Annotated in this window: 26 protein-coding genes, 1 pseudogene and 1 riboswitch; of the genes and pseudogenes, 16 read left to right on the forward strand and 11 right to left on the reverse strand. The window is 41.7% G+C overall.

Annotated elements, in window-relative coordinates; genetic code table 11:
- Positions 1 to 89: 89 nt before the first annotated feature.
- Both IQ19_RS09455 and IQ19_RS09460 read right to left on the reverse strand, forming a co-directional pair.
- Positions 90 to 764, reverse strand: a complete 675-nt coding sequence (locus IQ19_RS09455; protein ID WP_144542182.1) for a TrkA C-terminal domain-containing protein — start codon at positions 762 to 764, stop codon at positions 90 to 92.
- A 58-nt stretch (positions 765 to 822) separates the two neighbouring features.
- Complete coding sequence (locus IQ19_RS09460; protein ID WP_144542183.1) at positions 823 to 1,086, reverse strand: hypothetical protein; 264 nt, start codon at positions 1,084 to 1,086, stop codon at positions 823 to 825.
- Positions 1,087 to 1,289: 203 nt separating this feature from the next.
- Here IQ19_RS09460 and IQ19_RS09465 point away from each other — a divergent pair, with 203 nt between their 5' ends.
- Positions 1,290 to 2,228 carry a magnesium transporter CorA family protein gene (locus tag IQ19_RS09465; protein WP_144542184.1) on the forward strand — a complete coding sequence of 313 codons (939 nt, stop codon included), beginning with the start codon at positions 1,290 to 1,292 and terminating at the stop codon, positions 2,226 to 2,228.
- A 15-nt stretch (positions 2,229 to 2,243) separates the two neighbouring features.
- Here the strand turns inward: IQ19_RS09465 and IQ19_RS09470 are convergent, their stop codons facing one another.
- Both IQ19_RS09470 and IQ19_RS09475 read right to left on the reverse strand, forming a co-directional pair.
- Positions 2,244 to 3,200, reverse strand: coding sequence for an SDR family NAD(P)-dependent oxidoreductase (locus tag IQ19_RS09470; RefSeq protein ID WP_144542185.1), 957 nt, complete (start codon positions 3,198 to 3,200; stop codon positions 2,244 to 2,246).
- Between the two features lie 76 nt (positions 3,201 to 3,276).
- The gene (locus IQ19_RS09475) at positions 3,277 to 3,849 is read right to left on the reverse strand and encodes a TetR/AcrR family transcriptional regulator (protein ID WP_144542186.1); all 573 of its coding nucleotides are present in this window, start codon (positions 3,847 to 3,849) and stop codon (positions 3,277 to 3,279) included.
- A 159-nt stretch (positions 3,850 to 4,008) separates the two neighbouring features.
- Between IQ19_RS09475 and IQ19_RS09480 the strand changes: the two genes are divergently transcribed.
- Positions 4,009 to 4,521: an acyl-CoA thioesterase gene (locus IQ19_RS09480; protein WP_144542187.1), complete on the forward strand. Its 513-nt coding sequence runs from the start codon at positions 4,009 to 4,011 to the stop codon at positions 4,519 to 4,521.
- A 332-nt stretch (positions 4,522 to 4,853) separates the two neighbouring features.
- A complete protein-coding gene (ggt, locus tag IQ19_RS09485) occupies positions 4,854 to 6,635 on the forward strand; it encodes a gamma-glutamyltransferase (protein WP_144542188.1) in 1,782 nt (593 codons plus the stop codon).
- 104 nt (positions 6,636 to 6,739) lie between these two features.
- On the opposite strand, the gene IQ19_RS09490 is transcribed toward ggt, so the two are convergent.
- Together IQ19_RS09490 and IQ19_RS09495 are read right to left on the reverse strand one after the other, a co-directional pair.
- Positions 6,740 to 7,237 (reverse strand): GNAT family N-acetyltransferase, encoded by a 498-nt coding sequence (locus IQ19_RS09490; RefSeq protein WP_144542189.1) that lies wholly within the window; start codon positions 7,235 to 7,237, stop codon positions 6,740 to 6,742.
- A 13-nt stretch (positions 7,238 to 7,250) separates the two neighbouring features.
- Positions 7,251 to 7,700: an SRPBCC family protein gene (locus tag IQ19_RS09495; RefSeq protein ID WP_144542190.1), complete on the reverse strand. Its 450-nt coding sequence runs from the start codon at positions 7,698 to 7,700 to the stop codon at positions 7,251 to 7,253.
- Between the two features lie 116 nt (positions 7,701 to 7,816).
- Here IQ19_RS09495 and IQ19_RS27725 point away from each other — a divergent pair, with 116 nt between their 5' ends.
- From IQ19_RS27725 to IQ19_RS09520, 7 genes are all read left to right on the forward strand, one after another.
- On the forward strand, positions 7,817 to 7,987 hold the full coding sequence (locus tag IQ19_RS27725) for a hypothetical protein (RefSeq protein WP_158638757.1): 171 nt from the start codon (positions 7,817 to 7,819) through the stop codon (positions 7,985 to 7,987).
- 122 nt (positions 7,988 to 8,109) lie between these two features.
- A complete protein-coding gene (locus IQ19_RS28080) occupies positions 8,110 to 8,280 on the forward strand; it encodes a hypothetical protein (RefSeq protein WP_199749438.1) in 171 nt (56 codons plus the stop codon).
- Between the two features lie 167 nt (positions 8,281 to 8,447).
- Positions 8,448 to 9,959, forward strand: coding sequence for a cardiolipin synthase (gene cls, locus IQ19_RS09500; RefSeq protein WP_144542191.1), 1,512 nt, complete (start codon positions 8,448 to 8,450; stop codon positions 9,957 to 9,959).
- 323 nt (positions 9,960 to 10,282) lie between these two features.
- Entirely contained in the window at positions 10,283 to 11,674 is a 1,392-nt protein-coding gene (locus tag IQ19_RS09505) for a TldD/PmbA family protein (protein WP_144542192.1), read from the forward strand.
- Position 11,675: 1 nt separating this feature from the next.
- Positions 11,676 to 13,034, forward strand: coding sequence for a TldD/PmbA family protein (locus tag IQ19_RS09510; RefSeq protein ID WP_144542193.1), 1,359 nt, complete (start codon positions 11,676 to 11,678; stop codon positions 13,032 to 13,034).
- 288 nt (positions 13,035 to 13,322) lie between these two features.
- The gene (locus tag IQ19_RS09515; protein ID WP_144542194.1) at positions 13,323 to 13,859 is read left to right on the forward strand and encodes a GNAT family N-acetyltransferase; all 537 of its coding nucleotides are present in this window, start codon (positions 13,323 to 13,325) and stop codon (positions 13,857 to 13,859) included.
- A gap of 72 nt (positions 13,860 to 13,931) precedes the next feature.
- Positions 13,932 to 14,213: a hypothetical protein gene (locus IQ19_RS09520; protein WP_144542195.1), complete on the forward strand. Its 282-nt coding sequence runs from the start codon at positions 13,932 to 13,934 to the stop codon at positions 14,211 to 14,213.
- Positions 14,214 to 14,258: 45 nt separating this feature from the next.
- Here the strand turns inward: IQ19_RS09520 and IQ19_RS09525 are convergent, their stop codons facing one another.
- The gene (locus tag IQ19_RS09525) at positions 14,259 to 14,600 is read right to left on the reverse strand and encodes a DUF3243 domain-containing protein (RefSeq protein ID WP_144542196.1); all 342 of its coding nucleotides are present in this window, start codon (positions 14,598 to 14,600) and stop codon (positions 14,259 to 14,261) included.
- Between the two features lie 458 nt (positions 14,601 to 15,058).
- Between IQ19_RS09525 and IQ19_RS09530 the strand changes: the two genes are divergently transcribed.
- Entirely contained in the window at positions 15,059 to 15,784 is a 726-nt protein-coding gene (locus IQ19_RS09530; RefSeq protein WP_144542197.1) for a 5-formyltetrahydrofolate cyclo-ligase, read from the forward strand.
- Positions 15,785 to 16,004: 220 nt separating this feature from the next.
- On the opposite strand, the gene IQ19_RS09535 is transcribed toward IQ19_RS09530, so the two are convergent.
- Positions 16,005 to 16,649 carry a Bax inhibitor-1/YccA family protein gene (locus IQ19_RS09535; protein ID WP_144542198.1) on the reverse strand — a complete coding sequence of 215 codons (645 nt, stop codon included), beginning with the start codon at positions 16,647 to 16,649 and terminating at the stop codon, positions 16,005 to 16,007.
- 72 nt (positions 16,650 to 16,721) lie between these two features.
- Entirely contained in the window at positions 16,722 to 17,093 is a 372-nt protein-coding gene (mscL, locus tag IQ19_RS09540; protein ID WP_144542199.1) for a large conductance mechanosensitive channel protein MscL, read from the reverse strand.
- 198 nt (positions 17,094 to 17,291) lie between these two features.
- Positions 17,292 to 17,337: riboswitch (PreQ1 riboswitch) on the forward strand.
- 113 nt (positions 17,338 to 17,450) lie between these two features.
- Here mscL and queF point away from each other — a divergent pair.
- The 5 genes from queF (at position 17,451) to IQ19_RS09565 (ending at position 21,984) form a co-directional block, all read left to right on the forward strand.
- Entirely contained in the window at positions 17,451 to 17,948 is a 498-nt protein-coding gene (gene queF / locus IQ19_RS09545; protein ID WP_026584082.1) for a preQ(1) synthase, read from the forward strand.
- Positions 17,949 to 17,966: 18 nt separating this feature from the next.
- Positions 17,967 to 18,599: a queuosine precursor transporter gene (locus IQ19_RS09550; protein ID WP_144542200.1), complete on the forward strand. Its 633-nt coding sequence runs from the start codon at positions 17,967 to 17,969 to the stop codon at positions 18,597 to 18,599.
- A 183-nt stretch (positions 18,600 to 18,782) separates the two neighbouring features.
- On the forward strand, positions 18,783 to 19,073 hold the full coding sequence (locus IQ19_RS09555) for a YhdT family protein (protein ID WP_144542201.1): 291 nt from the start codon (positions 18,783 to 18,785) through the stop codon (positions 19,071 to 19,073).
- Positions 19,070 to 20,512 carry a sodium/pantothenate symporter gene (gene panF, locus IQ19_RS09560; RefSeq protein WP_144542202.1) on the forward strand — a complete coding sequence of 481 codons (1,443 nt, stop codon included), beginning with the start codon at positions 19,070 to 19,072 and terminating at the stop codon, positions 20,510 to 20,512. The genes IQ19_RS09555 and panF overlap by 4 nt, the downstream gene beginning before the upstream one ends.
- Positions 20,513 to 20,790: 278 nt before the next feature.
- The gene (locus IQ19_RS09565) at positions 20,791 to 21,984 is read left to right on the forward strand and encodes a hypothetical protein (RefSeq protein WP_144542203.1); all 1,194 of its coding nucleotides are present in this window, start codon (positions 20,791 to 20,793) and stop codon (positions 21,982 to 21,984) included.
- 41 nt (positions 21,985 to 22,025) lie between these two features.
- Here IQ19_RS09565 and IQ19_RS09570 read toward each other — a convergent pair whose 3' ends face one another.
- Together IQ19_RS09570 and IQ19_RS28450 are read right to left on the reverse strand one after the other, a co-directional pair.
- Positions 22,026 to 23,258: an aminopeptidase gene (locus IQ19_RS09570; protein ID WP_144542204.1), complete on the reverse strand. Its 1,233-nt coding sequence runs from the start codon at positions 23,256 to 23,258 to the stop codon at positions 22,026 to 22,028.
- Positions 23,259 to 23,543: 285 nt separating this feature from the next.
- A pseudogene (locus IQ19_RS28450) lies at positions 23,544 to 23,978 on the reverse strand (MFS transporter); the annotation flags it as partial.
- Positions 23,979 to 24,095: the final 117 nt, after the last annotated feature.

Here is a 24,095-nt window from a genome sequence, read left to right on the forward strand (position 1 = left end):
GGAAAACGTCTTATTCACAAATCATTTCGTTCCAGTTGAAGGCCAAAAGAGCAAAAAAAGTAAGCATCTTCTACTTAGCAGAAGGTGCTTTATTTCTGTCTATCTTTTTTTGGGCCAAACTTTCTTTCAATTGCTTTTTCATCGCCATATAAGATAACATGATCTCCTTCTTGGATTTCTGTGACCAGCCGATTTTTCCTGATTTTCACATCACCTCTTTGGATGTAGAGAACAAGGATATCTTCATCCTCCTCAATAACGTCCCCAAGCTCTTTGCCGACAAAATCAGATGAACGATCTATGAAGTAATTTAATATATGATCACTTTCATCCGTGAGCAGGGCATCCCTGATCGGCAAATCGCGAAAATCGTAGTGCTCCTCGAGCTCATGTTCGAGCTTGCTGGAAAGCAGCTTTTTAACATAAGGCGTTTTTAAGATAAAGATAATCATAATTAAGACAGCAGCCACAATCGAGATATTTTTTGTATAAAATTCATCTGAAAGAAGGTTGCTGATGGCTGAAATAATCACGGCCAGAGAAAAGGCGCCAAACAATATTAAAAACGCCCCAACTCTCCTGCGGATTGGGTGATCAATGATGAGCTCCGACTCTCCTGTTGTAAACCCTGTGCCCGTTAGCATTGAGATAACCTGAAACCGGGCAATATGCTTATCCAGCCCTGTATAAGTAAAAAGAAGCGTATTTATTTCAATCACAGCCAGAACGATTCCCAAGTAAACCAGGATAAAAAGGACACCCATCTCTAATCCTCCGATTATTCAAAATTATGTAAAAAACCTAAGGAAGCTGGTCCTTAGGTCATTGTTGTACTGTTTCATTATAGTATTGAACTGAATACATGGACCCTTCATCGACCATTTTGTTGTCTTCAATATTATGCGGGTCAGGGTGCCCCAGCTTTTCTGCCGGCACTGTATCATTAAGGAAACGGTCAGGAATCATGCCTTTCATTTTTACAGCAAGGGATTGTACTTTGTTTCTATTGTTCTTGCTGGCCAATAATAAAATACTAGTAATTCCGACACCGGCTAATAAATATGGATTTAATGGACGAGAATTCATGATTATGCTCCTCCTCTTTAAATATAAAAATTTGTCTTTCTTACTCTACATTTACCCGGCCTTTTAAAATGAAAACATTTTATTCTTTTAACATTGTTTCCAGCTCAAGAAATAATTACTCCTTTTGTAAGGTTTTAATGAGGAGGGGAGAAGGGAAACATGAAATAGGAAGAGAAAGGCTCCAGCTGGAAAGGAAGATGGAGATGAAAAAAGAGTACAGTGAGAATAATTGGAAGTGGCATCGCTATGACCATATTGATGAAATTGACTGGGAACTGAATCCTGATTATAAAGATGCTTTACAGAGGTGGGCAGAAAAAACATCTGAGAGCAAAACAAATGTGATGGAAATGGATACTACGGTGCGTGCAAAAGAGTTTTTAAGCGGCTCGCTTATATATCAGCAAACAACCAGCGAGCAAGAAAAAAATAGTTTATTTCACTATTTTTTAACGAGGGATTTTCTTATAACTGTAAATTTTGATTCCTCTGTCATTCAATCAGATAACTCTTTGCTTTTAAAAAAAATGGATCATACAAACAATGCAATTGATGGTTTTTTTGTCATTTTGGGTGAAGTTTTAAGTGATAACATCCAGAAGATAGATAAATTTGAAGTCCGTTTAAATGATTTGCTCTGGAAGATAAAAGAGAAAAACAATATTAATCGCCTCGAAGAAATCTATCAGCTCCGCCATCAGATTTTAGTATGGAAAAATTTAATGATTCCAGTTAAAGAAATCAGGCTGGGGGTTGAGGAAGCCTTTGGGGAAGAGGTAACTAAAGGACCGGAATTCAAAAGAACCTGTAAAAGAATTGAGAGGGGATATACCCTTGTAAGGGAATATCAGCAGGAAATTGATGATCTGGTGAATTTTGAAGAAATGGTATCTATGCACCGCGGAAATGAGATTGTTAAAACGCTGACGGTTATAACCACATTAATGACTCCAGTAGCATCATGGGGGGCGCTGTGGGGTATGAACTTTAAGTATATGCCGGAGCTTGACTGGAGAATTGGATATCCATTATCCCTATTCGTAATTGTTGCGACAACAGCAGCTCTTTACATTATGCTCGTTAAAAAAGGATGGATGGGAGATATATTGAGGGGAAGAAAGAAAAATTCTTTCTTTAAATAGAAAAAAGAAATGCCGTTAAATTGCGGCATTCCTATCTATTTTATTTTGTAAATGTTCCAGGCTTTGCTTAATTCCATCCTCATAAGTTGTTTTAGGAAGATCTCCAATGCGCTTTTCGTATTTGCTGCCATCTAGAATTACAGGGGTTTCATTCAAATACATCATTTCGGTATATTCCTTCATGAAAGGATCAAAGACGCCAATGGCACGGATCATCCATTTGTGAACAGGCTTAAAAGAGACTTGTTTATTGAGAAGCCGGGATGCAATACGGGCGATTTCTTCACCTGTAATCGTTCCTGCCCCTGGAATATTCCATACTTCACCGTACGCTTCTTCTTTTAGGGCGAGGTCAGCTAATGCCTTGGCCCCATCCTTTATAAAAATAAACTCTCTGGGTATGGTGGTTTTACCGACAAACATGCCTTTATTCTTATCCACAATTTGCTGGAAGGTGTATTGTAAAAGGGTGTTGCCTGTATGCGGGCCGTAAAAGTCAGGGAAATGAGCAATGATGTAAGGCATACCTGAATTCCTGATTTTCTCAATTAAGGTTTGGCGCAGCTTGCCCTTTTTTGTGTGTGGATTCTTGGCGGATGTTTCGGTGGCAGGCATGGAGTGCCGACCGTAGGAGTATATATTATCAACATAGATAAATGGCTTATTCTGCTTGCGGCAAACGTCCAGGATATGATCCAGGATAATAGACAGTGCCGGGTCCCAGTTCTGATAAGGGATATTGATAGCATGGAATACGGCATCCGCTTCGGAAACAGCTTTTTCAACATCAGCTTGATTCATGGCATCTCCTGCAAAAACCTCAGCATTTGGACCCCACTCCTCTTTGTACTTAAGTAAATTTTCTTCTGATCTCGCAAAAGCAATTGTTCGAATATTTTTATGGCAAAGAGCCTCTGTCAAAGCATAGCCCATTCCGCCGGTAGCTCCCAGCACTGCAGCTGTTTTAAACATATTTATCATCCTTTTCACATTTAATTGACCACTGTTCAAATAAGGGTGAAAATAAAAGAAATGAAGCTTCATTTCTTTACCTAATCGCTTTGATTAAAAAATTCACATGTGAAGAGGCTAGTTCCTTCACTTCTTCAAATGCTGTTTCTGATTTGCAATAATGAGTCACAAAACCGTGCATACTTAGGTATATTGACCATATCTCCTTTATGGAGAGCTGTTTTTCGGTGAGGGAGTTAATAGCCTGTGCAAAATGTAAATAGCTTTTATTCGGTCCTTCCTGAAGATAGCTTTTAACGTCATCGTCCCGAATCAAAAACATCAATTCATAATGTTTTTGATGGGTAAGGCCGAATTGGATATACCGATAAAGAATGTTATATAGCTTTTGTTCATTGGTTTCTGCAGGCTCAGCCAGAACACTTTCCAGCACCTGATTGAGCTTCTGAAAATCGGCTTCAATGATTTCATAAAATAATTGGGCTTTATTTTTGAAATGATAATAGATGGCACCGTGGCTGCAGTGGAGGGTAACCGCAATTTTTCTCATGGATGCGGCTGAGTATCCTTCCCGTACAAACAGGTCACGTGCTACAGTAATGATCGCTTCTTTTGTTAGGTCATCTTGGGCTGCTTTTCTTGGGCTCATCAAATCACCTTTCATTATTGAACATTGGTCAATAAAATTATATGCCGCTAAGGATATTTTTGGCAACATAATTTTGATAAACTTTCCAAATTATTTTTATTAGCCAGAAGCTTTTGGTATGCTTGAAGAAAATATTTATAGCTTTCAGGAGGAAACAACATGAATGAAACCAAAACATGCAGAGAGTCTTTTACAGTAAAAACAAGCATTGTTCTGCCGCCTGATACGAATACATACGGAACTTTATTTGGCGGGAAGCTTATGGCCTATATAGATGATGTGGCAGCCATTGCCGCTATGCGCCACGGAAGAAAAAATATCGTAACGGCATCTACTGATTCCGTTGACTTCCTTCATCCCGTATATGAAGGCAATTCGGTTTGCCTGGAAGCATTTGTAACATATACAGGCAGAACCTCGATGGAGATTTTTGTAAAAGTAATTGCCGAAGATCTTGTCACAGGCAAACGAAATGTTTGCGCCATGTCTTTCCTGACGATGGTTGCCATCGATGAAAATGGCAAGCCAACTCCAGTGCCTTCCGTAGTGCCAGAAACTGATGAAGAAAAGAGTTTATATGAAACAGCCAAAGAACGCGCTGAAATCCGGAAAAAACGCAAAAAAGACAGCGAGGCAAGAGCAAAAAAATACGGAACAGGTTTGCCCTGGTAGATAGGGGAGAGGAATGGGTTCAAGAGTCATGCCTGCAATCCTTGCTAATGAGATCGCATCCAGACTGGAACTGAAAGATAAATCAGTTTTTTTGCTGGGAGGAATAGCCCCTCACGCTGTTTCTCCCAAAGAATCCCCCATTTTTTAAAGGGAAAACATGTATAAAAAATAACTCCTCATTTATTCCTAGTCTGCTAAGTTATTTGGAACTTTTTACATATTAGCTCATAGTTCAATAGTTTTAACTTTCAGAATATTAACTCTTATTTCTTGATAATCTTTTTCCAGCCTCTTACGGTAGACATGAAGAAACCTAATAAAGGAGGAAAAAGATGAAGAGAATTTGGAAAGCTAGTTTAGCCGTTTTTTTTAGTATTTTACTAGTGGCCGGGACAATGCCTTTAACCGGCCAGGCAAAAAAGCCTAAAAATGACTATGAAAGCTATAGCCAGGTTGACGTCGGCGATGACGGGATGGTGGCTTCGGCCCATCCGCTCGCATCGCAGATTGGGGCGGATGTCTTGAAAAAGGGAGGTAACGCCATTGATGCTGCAGTTGCTGTCCAGTTTGCACTCAACGTGGTGGAACCGATGATGTCAGGGATTGGAGGCGGCGGATTCATGATGGTGTATGATGGTGAGACCAAGGAAACGACCATCATTAACAGCCGGGAGCGTGCTCCGGCCGGGGCAGCACCTGATATGTTCCTGGATGAAAACGGGAATCCAATTCCATTTTCTGAGCGTTCAACCGGCGGTACTGCAGTTGGGGTACCAGGGACCTTGAAAGGATTGGAAACGGCTCTGGATATGTGGGGAACACGTCCAATGCAGCAGCTGATTGGCCCGGCTATTAAGCTGGCTGATAAAGGTTTCCCGATTGATTCGGTTTTGGCGAATGCAATTGCCGATAATCAGGATAAGCTGAACAGATCGGCTGCAGGCGAAGTATTTCTGCAAAATGGAGAACCTATGGAAGAAGGGGACCATCTTGTACAGAAAGACCTGGCAAAGACTTTGAAAATGATTCGTTCTGAAGGGGCAGACGCTCTGTATAATGGGAAAATTGCTGAAGCCCTCGCCGGTGTTGTTCAGGATTTCGGCGGATCGATGACGCCGGAAGATCTTGCAGACTATGACGTGACCATTGATGAACCGGTTTGGGGAGACTATCAGGGATATGAAATAGCAAGCATGCCTCCTCCAAGCTCGGGCGGTGTATTTTTGCTGCAGATGCTGAAGATTTTGGATGATTTTAATCTATCACAGTATGATTTAAAATCCTGGGAAAAATACCACCTGCTAGCTGAAACGATGCATTTAGCTTATGCGGACCGTGCGGCATATGCAGGCGATCCGGAATTCGTAAATGTTCCAACTAATGGATTGCTCCACCCGGAATATATTAAAGAGCGCCAGGAGCTGATCAGCCTGGATGAAGTGAATGCAAATCCGGAAGCTGGCGATCCATGGAAGTATGAAAACAGCGCAGCAAATTATGAAGCGGCTTATCAGCCAAATGACCGCGAATATGGCGAGACCACCCATTTTTCAGTAACAGACAGATGGGGGAATGTCGTCTCTTATACAACAACAATTGAACAGGTATTTGGGACCGGCATAATGGTTCCCGGATACGGCTTCATGCTGAATAATGAGCTGACAGACTTTGATGCAGTTCCAGGAGGAGCCAATGAAGTTCAGCCGAACAAGCGTCCGTTAAGCTCCATGACACCGACGATTGTTTTTGAAGGTGGAGAACCTGTACTGACAGTAGGCTCACCAGGAGGTCCGACTATCATCACGTCTGTATTGCAAACCATTCTTCATGCAATCGAATATGATATGGAACTAAAGGCTGCGGTAGAGGAGCCGCGCATCTATACGAACAATTTGAATTCCTATCGCTATGAAGAGGGGATTTCTGGGGGAGTCCTTGATCATCTGAATGAGATGGGCCATAACTTCGGTCCGAATCCGACAACAATCGGAAACGTTCAGAGCATTTTGATTGACCATGAAAATGGTACCTTCAAAGGCGTGGCAGACTCCAGCCGCAACGGAGCAGCCATCGGTGTTGATCTGAAAGGCAAAGGAAAAGATAAAGGAAAATAGAACTTAGAAAGATAGCGCCCTGCTGCAGCGGGGCGCTGTTTTTTATGTGGAGCGCTAACCAGAAAAGGCAGCCCCCTCTAAAACAGGAAGCTGCCTTTGTGCAGTTAAAAATACAATGCCCTTAGTTCCTCATCATAGTACTCACCATCGATCTTCAAGGCATGCCGCTCCTTGCCGTATACTTCAAACCCAAAAGCGGAATAAAGCTTTTTCGCTGGCGCATTTTCTGACATGACAGCCAAATGGATTTGTTCAACCCCGTCCCATGCCCGCGCTTTTTCCAATGCTTCGCCAACCAGCAATTTGCCGATGCCATTTTGCCGGGACGGTTCGGTCACATACATTGCATAAATATTGGCCCGGTGCTTCATTTTTAATCCAGTTTCCCTTACTAAGCTAACCACGCCCACAAGCCGACCGCCTTCAAATGCACCAAAGTGAAAGGAGTTCTCCGCTTTAAACCTTTCTCCATAAACTTCAGGGGGACGCCCAACTTCTTCTTCAAAGCTTGAACCAAATGCTTCCGGGTTCTTTTTTAATCCTTCTAATCTCAATTCTTTGTATTTTACAGCGTCATCAGGCTGTAATAGCCTTATTTCCATTTAATTGCCTCCTTCACGCTTCTGCCTCCGCTACATGCTTGACCCGCTCCGCAAATTTTTTAACGACCTTGTCATTCGCAAACATTAAGAAGAGTTTTACAAACCATTTTAACGGCTGGTTCGTGGCCGTGTATTTGAACCGGGTTCTATTCTCATTCAATTTGGCCATTTCATAGTGGGCTGTGATATCGAACATATTAGCAAGGCGAAATCCGACCTTCAGCTCTTTATGATCTGGAGTATCCGAATACTTGAGGGTTTCTACTTCGTATTCTTCAACCCTTGATCCTTCTTTATATTTTTGCCGGTAGATGCTTCCGACACCTTCATCTGTTATTTTAACCGGCTTATGCTCGACCACCTGGGGCATGATTTTTTGCATGTTTTCCTCAGAACCATTTAATAGCCCCCATACCTTCTCTATCGGAGCTTGAATTTCTATTTCTGTTGACCACTTTTTCACCCTGCAACTCCCCCTATGGTTATAATTCTATTTCCATTAGTTTCTCTGTACCTGCACAAAACCCTTTTACTTTTTTATAAAAATTAGTTTTTTCCAACCAAGATAGGGGAACAGGAATGAAAAGGATAACAGGAGGGATTAAAATGTCACAGGAAAACAGCAAAGACCTAAAAGATGTTGTAAAAGGGCAGCAGTCCCAGCAGGACAAGCAGCAATCACTGAAGGATCAGGAACGCTTGCCGGATCAGCAGAACCGTTTGAAAGACCAGGAGAACATGAGAAAATAATGTAAAGTGAGGGGGCTATAATTTATAGCTCTCTTTTTTAGAGGAAAAAAGAATTTCCCCCCTCGAATATTAAAGCAAAGGTTTGCCGATGATGAATATACATATAAAAAGGGGGACGAAAGATGGGCGTATTATTTGGTTTAATTTTAGTGACCCTTGCCTTTGCCTACAGCATTGACCGCAGGCGAAAGAAGAATAATAATACCTTGCAGAAAGGCATCAGCCCAAACGAAAAGCCGGGAGAAAACTCGAATTATATGATGGGTGACAATCGGTATACCGGAGGCGGATAATAAAATGGGAAGCGTTGCGCAATAAGGCAAGGCTTCTTTTTTTGCCCAATAATGCTTTCTTCTCCTGAAAATAGGAAAAACTAATGGTACCTGGTTTCTTTTGGGCATCAGGAAGGGTATAAGATACTTACATAATTGTAACCTTTTTAGAGTTGGAGAAGTGGGCCATGAGAAGACGCAGAATCGAGTCACTTTTTGTATTTATCTTAATTGTATCAGCCTATACGATATTTTTTACAGATGCCAGCACACTAATCAAAATAGGTGCTGTTATTTTGTATGGCACGGCCATTTTAATAAGTGCCTATTCATTGATGCTCGAAAACCGTTCCCCCCATCAGACCCTTTTATGGATGTATGTTCTTGTGTTTTTCCCGGTGTTTGGTTATCTTTTTTACTTGTTTTCCGGACAGCTTTACTTGAAAGGCTATCTGTTTAAAAGCAAAAGGAGCAGGGACCGGGATGAATGGAAAAGACTGATGAAGAGAGAGGATACCCCGGATATTTCCTTCCTGCAGGACAGCCAGCTATGCTTTGCCAGGTTTGCCAATAATGTGGCATTAACGCCGCTTAGCACCAATTCGCGGGCAAAGATGCTGAAAAATGGCGAGGAAACCTTTAATGAAATAAAGAAAAAACTGCGAGAAGCAAAAGAGTTTATCCATATGGAATATTATATTTTCCGTTCAGATCGACTTGGAAAAGAAATCATAAATATATTAATTGATAAGGCCAAGCAAGGTGTGGAAGTGCTGTTTATTTTTGATGCGGCAGGCAGCATGGGCATTTCCCTGGAGGATCTGCAATCCATGGAGGGAGCAGGCATTAAAGTACGGCCTTTTTCCCCTCTAAAATACGGATTTTTCAATCAGAAATTCAATTTCCGCAATCACCGCAAGATTGTAGTAATTGACGGGAAGGTCGGTTTTGTAGGCGGCCTCAATGTCGGCATTGAATACTTGAGCCAAGACGAAAAAATCGGTTTCTGGCGGGATACCCATATGATCCTAAAAGGCGAGGCTGTTTACACACTTCATACAGTATTTTTGCTGGATTGGGAATATGTCAGTAAAGAAGAGGTACTCGAGCAATATAGAGATGTAAAGTATCCGATTGACGATGATGTGCTGGATGGGGCGGTGCAGGTTGTTGCAAGCGGTCCTGATACACAGCAGGGCATCATGAGTGATTTGTATTATTCCATGATCTCTAGTGCAGCCAAATCCATTTGGATTGCCACGCCATACTTTGTTCCAGACGAATCAATCAGGACAGCGTTGAGGGTAGCGGCAGCTAAAGGGGTGGAGGTCCGTATCCTAGTGCCGGAAATTAACGACAGCTTCCTCACCCAATATGCGAGCCGATCTTACTTCCCGGAGCTGCTGCGGTACGGAGTGGAGATTTATTCTTATAAAAAAGGCTTTTTACATCAAAAAATCATTATCGTCGACGGAATTCTCGCTTCGATTGGAACAGCCAATATGGATATGAGGAGTTTCCACTTGAATTTTGAAGTAAATGTATTCCTATACGGCACAAGCTCCATCCGCGATCTTGTCGCCCATTATGAGGAGGATATGGAGGAGAGCGTTAAAATAAGTCCTGTAGAGTACTATAAAAGAGGTTTTGTTGAAAGATCAAAAGAATCATTCGCCCGGCTGTTTTCGGGTGTTCTGTAAAGGTTAGAAAAGGTGCCTTGGATAGGCGCCTTTTTTATGTCTGCCAGGGAATTGTGAACTTTGCAAATAGGAGAATGAAACCTGCAAATAGAATGGCCTAACCTGCAAATAGAACGGCCTAACCTGCAAATAGATTGTGATATTCTGCAAATAGATGAACAAAACCTGCCAAAAGCCCATCATTCATTTCCATTTAAGTCTCCAGACCGAGGAACAATCATTCTTCCTATTGGTCAAAAAAGGAAAAAAGCATACTAAAATAAATATTAGTACGGTATGATTAGAATAGTTTGAAAAGTTAGAAAGAAGAAGGGGGTTTTTTCATGCTTTCACAATCTATTATTGAAGATGTCATTGCGGCGGCCCTGGCCACTGGCGGGGATTTTGCGGAAGTTTTCGTCGAGGATCGCTTTACCAATAACCTTGCATTGCAGGGCGGGAAAATTGAGAGCAGTTTATCAGGCCGTGATTATGGTATTGGCATACGCGTGTTTAAAGGCCTTCAGAGCGTTTATGCTTATACAACGGATGGGACAAAGGAAGGTTTGCTAAAAGCAGCGGGCAATGCTGCGCAGGCAATCAAAGGAAACACGATGATGAAGCCATCCCAGCTGCAAAAGGAAATCATTCCTGCAGCACATCCGATCTCGTTAAATCCGAGGGAAGTTGAGAAGTTCCGCAAAGTGGATATTATGAAAAGGGCTTACGAAATTGCGAAAAACTATCATAACAGCATCCAGCAGGTTACTGTAAGGTATTTGGATGAAGAGCAGAATGTACTGATCGCCAACTCGGAAGGCAAGTTTGTAGAAGACCGCAGAGTGCGCAGCCGCCTTGCGATTCAATCGATTGCAGTGGACGGCAACCAGATGCAGCCGGGATTTTACGGACCTGGGGCCCATAAAGGCTTTGAGTTTATGGAAAACCTGAACCTTGAGCATTATGCAAATGAAGCTTCCCGCATTGCAGTTACGATGCTAGGTGCAGATCCATGCCCAAGCGGGAAATTCCCTGTCATCATTGATAATGAATTCGGCGGTGTTATTTTCCACGAGGCATGCGGACATGGACTTGAAGCCACATCTGTCGCGAAAGAGAATTCTGTTTTTGCCAACCGTATTGGGGAAAAAGTGGCTTCGGATGTCGTTACATATATTGATGACGGCACAATCGCCAATGAGTGGGGCTCCATCACAATTGATGATGAGGGCGAAAAAGCACGCAAAAATGTTCTGATTGAAAACGGCATTTTAAAAGGTTACTTGATTGATAAATTTAACGGGCGGAGAATGGGCATGGAGTCAACCGGCTCAGGCAGAAGGCAATCCTACCGTTTTGCACCGACTTCCAGGATGACCAATACGTATATTGCCAATGGCAAATCCACTCCCGAAGAGATAATTTCGAACACAGAGCAAGGCATATATACGAAATATATGGGAGGAGGCCAGGTGAATACAACAACCGGCGATTACAATTTCGCCGTGATGGAAGCTTATCTTGTGAAGAATGGGAAAATCGGCAAACCGCTAAAAGGTGCCACATTAATCGGAAATGGCCCTAAGACTCTTCAGCTTGTAGATATGGTAGGGAATAATCTGGATCATGGTGCCGGAATGTGCGGGTCTCAAAGCGGCAGCATTCCTGTGAACGTCGGCCAGCCGATAATCCGTGTGAGCGAAATGACCGTTGGCGGCAGAAAGGGGGACGAATAGAATGAATTTGCAGGAATTTAAGGAAAAGCTTTTTCATTTGGGGGAGCAGCATGGTTTTACCGATATGGAGCTTTATTATGAGAGGGAAGAGAAGTTTGCCTGTGAGCTATATAAAGGGAAAATCGATTCCTATGACACTTCCGAAGTATTCGGAACCTCCTTCCGAGGGCTTTACGAAGGCAAAATGGGCTATGCATTTACGGAAAAGCTTGATGAAGAATCACTTTCTTTTCTAATTGAAAACGCCAAGGAAAACGCCCAATTCATAGAGGATGAAGTGCAGGAAGAGATTTTTGCCGGCAGCGAAAAGTATGAAGAAGGAAACTTCTATTCAACTAATTTAGCGGACGTATCGATTCACGAAAAAATTAATTTGCTTAAGGAAATTGAAAAGCATATCTATGCGTATGATGAACGAGTAACAGGAACTGATTATTTTATGCTGAGCAGCGGTGAAACAAAAAGAGCCATTATGAACAGCAAAGGCCTCAACCTCCGCGAAAAAAAGAATCATGTGGGTATTTATGTATCGGTCATCGTTAAGCAGGGTGATCAAGTGAAAAATGGAGAGTACTCGAAGTTTACAAGAAACTTCTCGATCTTAAAACCTGAAGAAATCGCAAAACATGCAGTGGAAGAAGCCTTGTCGCAGCTAGATGCTCAAAGTGCTGAAAGCAAAAACTACCCAGTTCTGTTAAGGAACGATGCAGCGAGTGCATTATTGCAAACATTCACCCCTATTTTTTCAGCAGAAAATACACAAAAAGGGCAATCAGCCTTAAACGGAAAAACAGGCGAAGCGATTTCGGTCCCGTCATTGAGTATTGTAGACGATCCATTTTTGGAAGAAGGGCTGCTCAGTTCAAGCTTTGATAGCGAGGGTGTTGCAACAGTTAAAAAGGATATTGTCAAAAGCGGCAAGCTCGTTTCGCTGATGCATAACCGTAAAACAGCGCAAAAAGAAGGAGTGGAATCGACAGGAAATGCCTATAAAGCCTCCTATAAGGGAGCGTTAACGGTAGCTCCAACTAATCTCCATGTTGTTCCATCTGATAAAAGCTATCATGAAATAGTGTCATCCATTTCTGAGGGAATCGTCATTACCGAACTGTCCGGACTCCACTCGGGAGCGAATACCGTATCAGGGGACTTCTCTATAGCAGCAAACGGGTATTTCGTCAAAGACGGAAAAATTAAAAACGCTATCAATCAAATGACCATTGCCGGCAATTTCTATGAGCTGCTGAATAATATCGAAGCCATCGGATCTGATTTGGAATTCTCCATGGGATTTATGGCATCAGGCTATATCGGGTCGCCTTCTCTTTTAATAAAAAAGCTTGCGGTAACAGTTGAGTAAATGTACTGGAATAAGTTTTGGTATATAGAGAGGCACACATCTAAGGGTGTGCCTTTTTAGATTGTGTGAAATGCTAGATAAATTTTGGAACATGCTAGATAAAAATGAAATACTGCTAGATAAATTCACAGATTTGCTAGATAAACTCTTAAATATGCAAGATAAAGTCAGAAACGTGTTTGATATTAACTTCAGATATGAAAAGCTGCCGGTGTAAAGCTTAATATAAAGGAAATTGAGTTTCGATAGAGAATTACTGAGGATACTTTAAAAAAGGAGGCTAAAAACATGAAAACCCTCGAGGCTAACCACATTATTCTTCGAAAGCTTACACTTGATGATGCAGAAAAGGTAGAAGAGTATGCGAGCGATTATGATGTGGCAAAAACCACTTTAAATATCCCGCATCCCTATCCTAAAGGTGGAGCGCAGGAATTTATTACAAGTATTCTGGAAGCCGAGAAGAAAGGAAAGATTGCTATTTTTGCCATCACTCTAAAAGACAATAATAGCTTAATAGGGCTGATTAATATTTCAGGTCCAAATGCAAGCAGAAGAGCAGAAATCGGCTATTGGATCGGCAAGCCGTACTGGGGTAAAGGTTATGGAACAGAGGCGGCTACGGCTGTTATTAAATACGGTTTTGAAGAAATGAAACATAACCGGATCTATGCGCTTGCTTTTACCGATAATCCAGGATCCTGGAGGATTATGGAGAAGGCAGGAATGAAGCATGAAGGAGTATTGCGCCAGCATGCAGTAAGAGACGGGAAGCCGGTAGATTTAACTTATTATGCGATTTTACGGGAAGAATACACAGGCTAAACACGCATAGTTTGAATCTGATTCTTCATTATGTTTCAATGGAAGCATAACTTTTCATAAATGGAGGTTCTTGTGAGAATCATTGCTTCCCATCCTTTTGTTGTTGTCAGCCGTACGATCGACTGGAATCAGCAGCAGTATATTGAACAGGAGCACCATCTTCATCTGTATGAGGATCATATCATTTCGCCATCGGAAAAATTTCTGCTTGATGAAGTATGGGATATGTCCTATAGGGCGTCCAATTCGGAACTCGGATTCCTTTATCTTCATACAAACCGGGGACTGTATTCCTTTCATGTAAAATCAGAGCCAAGTCAATTTATCCATCATTATAAAGAACTTAAGCAATAAAAAAGCCGGAACAGTCAATAGCAGACGATTCCGGCCGTTTATTAATTAACCCTGTTCAGTCAGGCGGACGAGCATATGCGCCAGCTTATGCCTTTCTTCTTCATCTCCAGCCTTCCACAATTCTTTCAGCAGCTGTTCTTCACGATTTTTTGGCTCTACATTTTCTGCAAGGTAAGCAGCAACCTTTTCAGCTGTAACCGCAAGCTGTTCTTCATTTAGGCCCAGCTTCTTGCCTAGTTCGATTCTTTCGCTTAGATAGCTCTTAAACTCATCAAAGCTGCTTAAAATATCTTCAGCTCTTTCATCTGAGATTCGGCCCATTGCCTTTTTTACATTACCTGTATCCAATTCGCCATCTTGTTTGATTACGTGTTCTTGTTCATTCATGGTCTTTTCCTCCTAACGAGTTTTCTTAATAGATATCCGTTCTGGCAATATTCTAAACTTCCATTTACTAGAGGCTCCGTTGAACTTAAACCATTAAAAAAGATGCAAACCGATTGGTCTGCACCTTTTTTAAGTCCGATGACGGACAACCTAAGGAATTACGATTTGCATAATCAAACCGATTTTAAATATATCGGTTATAGACGAGAGTGCCTTTCGAACGATCTGCAAATCCTCCCTGGTTTCTTGCAATGCCAATGACGAACCTTGAAGTCGCTGTTACGCTTTTCATCGTGAACCAGTCCCTTCCGTTTTGTTATTGGCCTTGCATTATCTGTTTACCACGATAGCCCGTCCCAAAACATTTTTTTTAAAAGAAAAATGTGGTAATTGGAAAACCCTTTTTCTATTCAGTTTTATATAAGATGGATAAAATAAAAGGGAAGGGAGTGAATGCTTTGAATACAAAGAAAGAAATCCGTGAATACATATGGAATTATCTTGAGGAAAATAAGCTCGGACGTTTTCCTTTTCCACTGAAAAATAGAATTCCCAATTTCAAAGGTGCGGAAATGGCGGCACAATTTATTTTTAATATGCCCGAATACAAAGAAGCAAAGGTAATAAAAGTGAATCCTGACAGTCCGCAGCTGCCGATCCGTACACAAATTTTAAAAGACGGTAAGACATTGCTGGTTCCGACTCCAAGGCTGAAAGCAGGCTTTATTATGGTAAAACCTGAATGGGTTCCTGCAGGTGATGAACGAAAAGCCGCGAGCCTTAAGCATATCCATTCATATGGAAAAGAAATTCCTCTTACTGAACTTCCTGTGATCGATTTATTTTTTGCAGGATCGGTGGGGCTCCATAGGGATGGAAGGCGAGTTGGGAAGGGCGAGGGGTATGCTGACCGGGAATATGCCATTATCAGGGAGCTTGGCAATCCTCCAATCCCTGTGATTGGAACGGTTAATAGCGCCCAGGTAACCGATGCAGATATACCAAGAGATCCTTATGATTTAACTGTGGACTGGATTGCAACCGAAAAGGAACTGATTCAAACGAATACCCCTTATCCCAAGCCCGACGGCATCCAATGGGAGCTTGTGACAGAAGAAGAAATGGAAGAAATGCCGGTCTTGAGGGAAGTTTGGGAGATGACAAAAGGGAAGGCAGCAAAATAACCAGGCTGCCTTTTAGGCTTTTATTTCATCCATTTGCTTTAAAACATCATCAATTTTGCATGATTTTCAGGTGATTCATCAATATGCTTCCACACTATCTTTCCATTTGGGCATCGTTTTATGGCCCATAGATACTTTTGATCATAACGGACCTTTACAAAGGATTACAGAAATAATGCTCTGCGCCAAAAGAAAAAAGCAGGAACGGCCCTGCTTTTTTTTAGTCCCTGCTTCCCAAAATCCCGAAAATACGCAGGATATTGATAAACAGATTGATAAAATCAAGATATAGATTTAGAGCCATCAAAGGCACTTCTTCAGCTGAAACACCATAATGCTTCATGCGGTTGAAATCGAATAGGACATATCCGCTGAAAACAAGCACTCCAATGAAGGAAAATGCCAGCATTCCGGCAGAGCTTAACGGCCAAAAGATGTTAAAAATCGAGATCGCAATAAGTGCAAGCAATGCAGCCATAAGTATACCGCCAAGGAATGATAAATCACGCTTAGTTGTTGTCGCGTAGACTGCCAGGCCTGTAAAAACAACCGTGGTAGTTGCAAGAGCAACCAGAACAGGATTCGGCCCAATGGCAGCAAGGTAATGCGCAACGATTGGATAAGTTGTCACCCCTGATATAAACGTAAAAACATAGAGGAACGTGTAGCCAATTGCCTTTTTACGGCGAAGCAGAAAAGCAAAAAGCAGCATTCCGACTTCAAGAATAACTAACGGCAGAAACAATGCAGGCGGAACAAAAACGCCAGCCATCGTCCCGATAAAAGCAATTCCAAGTGAGAATGCAAATGCCCTTAGTACCGATGGCAAGTAGCTATTGCTGTTTGCGGTGTGCTGTACATACATTTTTTCATTTCTCCTCTAAGATTATTTTTATATATGTATATACGGTAAGTCTGCCTATAAGGTTTCACGATTTTATTTGGTTTTTAATAAATCCCTGATTTCTGTTAAAAGCTCCACATTTTTATCCACAACAGGTGCAGGCTTGGCTTCTTCTTTCTTTTTGAAGCGTTTGTTGATAATTCTCACAAACATAAAGATAGAAAATGCAACGATCAGAAAATCCACGACATTTTGCAGGAATAAACCGTACATTACTTCGGCTCCCCCAACTTTTACCATTAGGTTTGTGAAGTCTACTCCACCCATAAGCAGTCCGACGAGCGGCATGATAATATCATCAACGAGGGAAGAAACAATTTTTCCGAATGCAGCCCCAATGACAACCCCCACAGCCAAATCCAGCACATTTCCTTTTAGTGCAAACTTTTTAAATTCATTCCACATAAAATTCCATATCACCTTTCTGTACAAATTACCGTTATTATACTATGAAGGGAAAGGGGAAGACTAGATGCGGCAGCATTAAAATGAAGAGAGCCTCTAACAGTAAAAGCCCGGGCCTTTCCTAAAATATCCGTTGACAGAAACAAGCTTTTTCTCTATAGTAACTATGACAATTACATTTAGAATATTCCCGTATCAACGGGAGAGGTTCATAGCTTCACCCTCTATAAAAAACTATGGCTTTGATTATACAAAAATCAACCATATCCTAGAGAGGATATGGTTTTTTGTTTTTTTAGGCTATGTTTTTGGACTTCTCTTGGATGCTGCGGGATCATATAAAGGGAGGCTTTTTTTATGTCAGGAAGAAAAGATGAGGAATTAACGGATATTACTTTATTGGGAAATCAGGGCACGAAGTATCTTTTTGAGTATTCGCCTGAGATTTTGGAGGCATTTGATAATAAGCATCCAAACCGCGATTATTTTGTAAAATTCAATTGCCCCGAGTTTACGAGTCTATGCCCGAAAACGGGGCAGCCTGATTTTGCGACCATCTATATCAGCTATATTCCAGATCAAAAAATGGTAGAAAGCAAGTCCTTGAAGCTATATCTTTTTAGCTTCAGAAACCATGGCGATTTCCATGAGGATTGCATGAATATCATTATGAACGACTTAATCGAACTGATGGATCCGCGCTATATTGAGGTATGGGGCAAGTTTACGCCAAGAGGCGGGATTTCGATTGACCCTTATTGCAACTATGGCAAGCCGGGAACGAAATATGAAAAAATGGCGGATTACCGCTTAATGAACCATGATCTCTATCCGGAGACCATTGACAATCGTTAATGTGAGAGGAGAATATCTTTGCTTTTATATTTAAATGCAGCCTTTGCAGGGCTGCTTATATTATCAAATATCCTGGCTGTTAAATTGTTCAGCATCGGAAGCTGGGCGATCCTGCCTGCTGCTGTAATCGTTTATGTGTTTACGTATCCGATTACAGATATTATCGGTGAGGTTTATGGTAAAGAAGCAGCCCGCAAAACGGTATTTGCCGGTTTTGTGACCCAGCTGCTTGCAGCGGTCTTTATTTTCGCAGCCATCCATCTTCCATCAGCGCCGTTTTTCGGTGCACAAGCCGAGTTTGAAACGATTCTAAGCGGCAGCTTCCGGGTAACCATTGCCAGCCTGATATCTTACCTGGTAAGCCAAAATCTTGATGTGTTTGTTTTTCACAAATTGAAAGAAAAGCACGGCAGCAAAAAACTGTGGATCCGCAACAACCTATCAACAGCTTCGAGCCAGCTGATTGACACGACTGTGTTTATTCTGATTGCTTTCTATGGCACAATGCCGCTTGGGGTTTTAATCGGAATGGCCGCCACTCAGTATATCTTTAAATTTATCGTAGCGGTTGCTGATACACCGTTAGTCTATTTATTTGTTAAAATGGCGAAAAAGGAACGTACTGGTGCTGAAGCAAATGCTGCGGCATAAGCTTGCATTAAATCTATTTTTAAAATAGTATCAAAAAAGCAGAGCAATCTGCTTTTTTTTGTTGCACAAAAATAATATAAATGGGATTATGTTTAGGGAATATTCTGTATTTTTTCTTAAAACCGAATGGAAGAATACCTTCCAATTAATACATACTAAAAGAAAGCACTGAAGGGGGAAAAGATGAAGATAGATAGACATAAAAAAGATCCTCGCTTTAAAATTGCTGAAAAAGAGGCATGGATCGGAATTGGACTCGTTCTTTTTAATTTTATATGGTGGTATGGGTTTGCCTATGGAATGGGCTCGGGCCCTGCAGAGGAATATACATACATCTTTGGATTGCCGGCATGGTTTTTCTATAGCTGTGTAGCGGGCTTTCTTATTATGGTGGTGCTGGTAACTGCAGCCGTTAGATTCCTTTTTAAAGAAGTTCCTTTTGAAGATCGATCGGAAGGGGGAGATTCCGAATGAACTGGGAAGTCGTGGCTCCTCTTCTCATCTTTTTAGTCATTATATTTCTTATTGGCTTTTGGTCCAGCAGGCAAATGCAATCAGGGAATTCATTTCTTCAGGATTACTTCCTGGGCGGAAGGCAGCTGGGCGGGTTCATCCTGGCAATGACGATGATTGCTACGTACGGAAGTGCCAGCAGTTTTATTGGAGGTCCCGGGGTAGCTTATACACAGGGGCTTGGCTGGGTATTGCTTGCCATGTCACAGGTGGTTACAGGCTACTTCGTTCTTATGGTTCTTGGTAAGAAATTCGCAATCACAGCGAGGAAGTACAATGCGGTCACGCTCATAGATTTCCTGAAAGAAAGATATAACAGCAAATGGGTAGTCTGGCTTTCAGCTCTCAGCATCATTATTTTCCTGTTTTCCGCAATGGCGGCTCAATGGGTTGGTGGTGCAAGATTAATTGAGTCATTAACAGGGTTAAGTTATATTTCCGCATTGTTTATTTTTGCAGCTTCTGTAATGGTTTATGTGGTTATTGGAGGCTTCCGTGCTGTAGCGGTGACCGATGCTGTCCAGGGAGCAATTATGTTTATCGGAACCTTGATCCTTCTAATTGCTGTCATTGTGGCAGGTGGAGGAATATCCAATATAATCAGTGACCTCTCGGCAGAGAATCCAAATCTTATTACTCCGTATGGCTTTGATGGCGGGCTCACGCCTTTATATGTTTCATCTTTCTGGATATTGGTGGGAGTTGGTGTGGTTGGTCTTCCGCAGGTTGCAGTGAGAGCCATGTCTTATAAAAATGCAAAAGCCATGCACCGGGCGATTATTATTGGAACCGTGGTGGTTGGCTCTATCATGCTTGGCATGCATTTAATCGGTGTATTCGCCCGTCCGATTCTTCCGGGGATTGAAGTTGGGGATAAAGTAATGCCGATGATTGCAATGGAAGTGCTTCCTCCCTGGCTGGCTGGAATTGTACTGGCTGCTCCGATGGCGGCTATCATGTCAACCGTTGATTCCTTGCTTCTGCTTGTCAGTTCAGCCATAGTAAAAGATGTGTATATCAATTACATAAAGCCTGATGCCAGTGAAAACACAATTAAAAAAATGAGCTTTAGTGTTACCGCTCTCTTAGGCGTTCTGGTATTTCTAATGGCCCTCAGTCCGCCTGACCTGCTGATTTGGCTGAACCTATTCTCATTTGGGGGACTTGAAGCAGCCTTCATTTGGCCGGTTGTGCTCGGCCTGTACTGGAGAAAAGGGAATAAGTTCGGCGCAGTAGCCTCCATGCTTACTGGAACAGGCTCCTATATCCTCTTTCATACCTTTTATCCCAATGCGCTGGGCATGAATACAGTTGTTTTGCCTATTGTATTATCACTGCTAACTTATGTAGCAGTGAGCCTTTTTACCGAAAAACCATCGTCAGCAGCTGCTGAAATGTAAAAAAGCAGGCTCCGTTATAACTGGAGCCTGCTTTGCTTTTAAGGCTGGATTTTTTGTTATACTTGGCCGGAACCCTCTTCAATCAAACGTTTGATTGAAGCAGGAGAATTGCCTTAAACAGAGGATATGAAAGGAAATACTTGTTTTTATAAAAAAATGAGCATATTGGTAGATTTGTAGAAACGATCTCTATTTGTTACACTTAGTAGGTTAAAGGCAAAGTTTTTGTAACATTTGACTTTAAATGGAAATGTTTTTAAAACATTAGGGAGATTACAATGAAAAATTTTATATATATCATATCGATGGTCATGTTATCGTCTGTAATAGCAGGCTGCTCAAGTGAAACCAATGCTTCATTAAATACAGAGGATGTTACTTTTAAAAAAGAAGATAAAGTTGAGGCAGAAAATAAATTTCCTGCTGTGAAAACAGAAGGGAAAGAGAAAAAAGATACTGCTTGGCTTAATAATGAGTCTTTATACCAATTTGAAGCTGCTGATGGAAAACAAAAATATATCGTATATCTTTTTGCAGAAAATGAAAGTAATACAATCCTGGAGGAAGACAGCCAAAAAGGCAAAAAAGGTGATTCCTATTATAGAGGGCATTACTCGGTCTATTTGGCAGAAAAGGAATCTGACGTCGCTTTTAAACAGGATGTCCTTAGTGAAAATGGCGAAATGGTTTTTAACCCTTCGAAGGAACAAGCGTATACATTAAAAATGAGAAACAAGACAATCATTTCAGTTTTTCAGCCGAAAGGTAAGGACGGAGCCAAGGGCCATTTATTGGCAATTAAAGATGGCGAAATAATCGAGATTAGTTCTGAGAAGGAAGTAATCACTTCTTCACTGGCGAAAATAAAGAGAGTAAACCAGAAGTTTATCCAAACTGCCCAAAGCAAACAAGATAAATTGGTTTTTTCAACATGGCTTTTTAACGAGGAAACCCTTTCCCTGACTCTTCACGATCGTGAAGAGCTAGAGAGCGAGAATAATAATGCCAGCTGGATGAATCAATGGATAGAAGATGAAGCCTACTATTATCCATTTAAGAATCTTGAACTTAGCAGTGATGTAATTGAAAAAGCAAAACAAGGGATTCCGCTTGGTAGTCCTTATCCAATTGGCACAAATATAACCGAAATTATAAAATCAGAGCCGGACTTTATAGAAAAGAATCCCGAAGATAATAGCCCGTATGTAAGGTACCCTGATATTACCTATTACTTTGAACGTGAAACCGGTAATGTAACAGCTATCTCCATCCCTGGTCAGCGGATGAGAACCACGATCGATGAGATAAAGACCCTATTTGGAAATCCAGCCGAAGTGTTTGATGAGCCGAATTCAGGTGGAACCATTTCGGTGTACACGGCTGATAAGTACTCCATCGAAGTTTTTTCTGATGAAGAGGACCAGGTCAGCAAAATATACTTAACTAAATCAACAAAAAATCATGCGGAATAATTCGCATGATTTTTTAAAGAAATGATACCCTATTTTATTACTTAAAAAGCCCAATCGCCTTTGCGGAATACTGGTTCAGCATTGCCATCCCCTGTGATGCCATCAATGTCCATTTCGCTTGAGCCAATCATGAAGTCAACATGTGTTAAGCTTTCGTTCAGTCCGTTTTCCGCCAGCTCCTCGCTGGACATTTTCTTTCCGCCTTCAATACAGAATGCATAAGCACTGCCGATTGCCAGGTGGTTGGAGGCATTTTCATCAAATAAAGTGTTATAGAAAAGCAGGTTTGACTGGGAAATTGGCGAGTTGTAAGGAACAAGGGCTACTTCACCAAGGTAGTGCGAGCCTTCATCAGTTTCAACAAGCTGCTTAAGAATTTCTTCGCCTTCTTCTGCTTTTACATCCACAATGCGTCCATTTTCAAATGTCAGGCTGAAGTTGTCGATGATGTTTCCGCCATAGCTTAATGGCTTTGTGCTGGAAACTGTGCCGTTAACACCAGTTTTATAAGGAACGGTGAAAACTTCTTCCGTAGGCATGTTTGCCATGAATTCATGTCCCTGTTCATTTACACTGCCCGCTCCAACCCATAAGTGACCTTTTGGCAGCTCAATTGTAAGGTCAGTTCCAGGAGCTTTGTAGCGAAGCTTCTTATAACGCTTACTGTTCAGATAGTCCACTTTTTCATGAAGTGTTTCATCGTGCTTTTTCCAAGCTTCAACCGGATTGTCCAGATCAGTTCGAGTTGCTTTAAAAATAGCATCCCAAAGCATTTCCACTTTTGATTCTGCAGGTGCGTCAGGAAATACCATATTTGCCCATGCTGGGGATGGCGCAGCAATTACAGTCCAGCTGACTTTATCGGATTGAATAAACTTGCGGTATTTCGCAAGCGCCGTTCCTGCAGCCTTTTGGAAGCTGGCGATCCGTTCTGATTTTACGCCTTTCAGCAAATCAGGGCTTGCTGAAACAATGGACATAAATGCCGCCCCCTTTTCAGCCAAATCTTCTACTTCCTTGGCACGCCATTCCGGGTACTCTGTGAAAGCGTCATCCGGGGCTAAATCATACTTTGTGCGTGTAACCGTGTCGTCGCTCCAGTTCACAACAACATTGTGTGCACCTGCTTCATAAGCTTTTTTTACAACCACACGGACAAACTCTGCAGCATCAAGCGTAGTGTTAACAACAAGCGTCTGGCCCTTCTGGACATTCACGCCAACCTTAACAGCCAGCTCAGCGTACTTTTCTAAATTGTTTTGAAAGTTGCTCATTATGTATTCTCCTTTGTCAGAATCTTCATTATCAATTGTAGCTTTTCTATTCGGAAAAAGAAACATATTGACCTAAAAATCATGCCCGAGAACCTGCTTTCTCCATCCCGGGATGGAGAAAGCAAATAAAAAAGGAACCTTATACAGATTCCTTTTTAGCATTAATTGTACTGCTCCTTTCGGGAGGTGCAAACATCAGCCAATATAAGAATAAACTTAATACGGCTAGTAAAGCCAGGATGATAAATGTCCAAATCCGATCCAGACCGTTAGCGGAATGGATATAGGAGCAATGGTCTTCCCGATGGTAAATCGGAGGGAGGCTGCAGCAAAATATTGGCCCCTCACCATCGCCTGGCTTGCTGGCCAATAAAATGAACTGAAGACACCCACTAGAGCAAAGCAGACAAAGCCAAGTACAGGAGAATTCAGCCAGGGAGAACTCGCGGAGGCAAAAAACTAAAAAGGATACTCCCTGCCCAAAGGCTGCTAGATCCATCATTCTCTTTCGCCCGAATCGTTCCGCACAATAGCCTCCCATTAAGTTGGCCAGCACAGAAAAAACCTGCGAAAAAATAAGCAATAACCCGGCTTTGTCTTTTCCGAATTCATCCGCAAAATAAATCGTTAAAACGGGAAGAACATCCAAAACGTAATATTCATTAGCGCTTCCCCAAATAGTCTCACCTTTAAATTCTTATCCCAATCTCTTATTCTCATGCTGTTTCCCCGACTTCGATTATCAGAATAGCGCTATCATAATACCAAGTTTGAACAAAATACAAGATGTTTTTATCTATGAAAAAAGCCAAAAATCGCATTGGATTTGGCCTTTTC

Origin of the sequence: Cytobacillus oceanisediminis (assembly GCF_007830235.1) — a bacterium.
GTDB classification, from domain to species: Bacteria; Bacillota; Bacilli; order Bacillales; family Cytobacillaceae; genus Cytobacillus; species Cytobacillus oceanisediminis.

Excerpts from the sequence above, each read along its gene's own strand:
- IQ19_RS09455 (WP_144542182.1), bottom strand. The coding sequence starts at position 764 with ATGGGTGTCCTTTTTATCCTGGTTTACTTGGGAATCGTTCTGGCTGTG.
- IQ19_RS09460 (WP_144542183.1), bottom strand. The coding sequence starts at position 1,086 with ATGAATTCTCGTCCATTAAATCCATATTTATTAGCCGGTGTCGGAATT.
- IQ19_RS09465 (WP_144542184.1), top strand. The coding sequence starts at position 1,290 with ATGAAAAAAGAGTACAGTGAGAATAATTGGAAGTGGCATCGCTATGAC.
- IQ19_RS09470 (WP_144542185.1), bottom strand. The coding sequence starts at position 3,200 with ATGTTTAAAACAGCTGCAGTGCTGGGAGCTACCGGCGGAATGGGCTAT.
- IQ19_RS09475 (WP_144542186.1), bottom strand. The coding sequence starts at position 3,849 with ATGAGCCCAAGAAAAGCAGCCCAAGATGACCTAACAAAAGAAGCGATC.
- IQ19_RS09480 (WP_144542187.1), top strand. The coding sequence starts at position 4,009 with ATGAATGAAACCAAAACATGCAGAGAGTCTTTTACAGTAAAAACAAGC.
- ggt (WP_144542188.1), top strand. The coding sequence starts at position 4,854 with ATGAAGAGAATTTGGAAAGCTAGTTTAGCCGTTTTTTTTAGTATTTTA.
- IQ19_RS09490 (WP_144542189.1), bottom strand. The coding sequence starts at position 7,237 with ATGGAAATAAGGCTATTACAGCCTGATGACGCTGTAAAATACAAAGAA.
- IQ19_RS27725 (WP_158638757.1), top strand. The coding sequence starts at position 7,817 with ATGAAAAGGATAACAGGAGGGATTAAAATGTCACAGGAAAACAGCAAA.
- IQ19_RS28080 (WP_199749438.1), top strand. The coding sequence starts at position 8,110 with ATGGGCGTATTATTTGGTTTAATTTTAGTGACCCTTGCCTTTGCCTAC.
- cls (WP_144542191.1), top strand. The coding sequence starts at position 8,448 with ATGAGAAGACGCAGAATCGAGTCACTTTTTGTATTTATCTTAATTGTA.
- IQ19_RS09505 (WP_144542192.1), top strand. The coding sequence starts at position 10,283 with ATGCTTTCACAATCTATTATTGAAGATGTCATTGCGGCGGCCCTGGCC.
- IQ19_RS09510 (WP_144542193.1), top strand. The coding sequence starts at position 11,676 with ATGAATTTGCAGGAATTTAAGGAAAAGCTTTTTCATTTGGGGGAGCAG.
- IQ19_RS09515 (WP_144542194.1), top strand. The coding sequence starts at position 13,323 with ATGAAAACCCTCGAGGCTAACCACATTATTCTTCGAAAGCTTACACTT.
- IQ19_RS09525 (WP_144542196.1), bottom strand. The coding sequence starts at position 14,600 with ATGAATGAACAAGAACACGTAATCAAACAAGATGGCGAATTGGATACA.
- IQ19_RS09535 (WP_144542198.1), bottom strand. The coding sequence starts at position 16,649 with ATGTATGTACAGCACACCGCAAACAGCAATAGCTACTTGCCATCGGTA.
- mscL (WP_144542199.1), bottom strand. The coding sequence starts at position 17,093 with ATGTGGAATGAATTTAAAAAGTTTGCACTAAAAGGAAATGTGCTGGAT.
- queF (WP_026584082.1), top strand. The coding sequence starts at position 17,451 with ATGTCAGGAAGAAAAGATGAGGAATTAACGGATATTACTTTATTGGGA.
- IQ19_RS09555 (WP_144542201.1), top strand. The coding sequence starts at position 18,783 with ATGAAGATAGATAGACATAAAAAAGATCCTCGCTTTAAAATTGCTGAA.
- panF (WP_144542202.1), top strand. The coding sequence starts at position 19,070 with ATGAACTGGGAAGTCGTGGCTCCTCTTCTCATCTTTTTAGTCATTATA.
- IQ19_RS09565 (WP_144542203.1), top strand. The coding sequence starts at position 20,791 with ATGAAAAATTTTATATATATCATATCGATGGTCATGTTATCGTCTGTA.
- IQ19_RS09570 (WP_144542204.1), bottom strand. The coding sequence starts at position 23,258 with ATGAGCAACTTTCAAAACAATTTAGAAAAGTACGCTGAGCTGGCTGTT.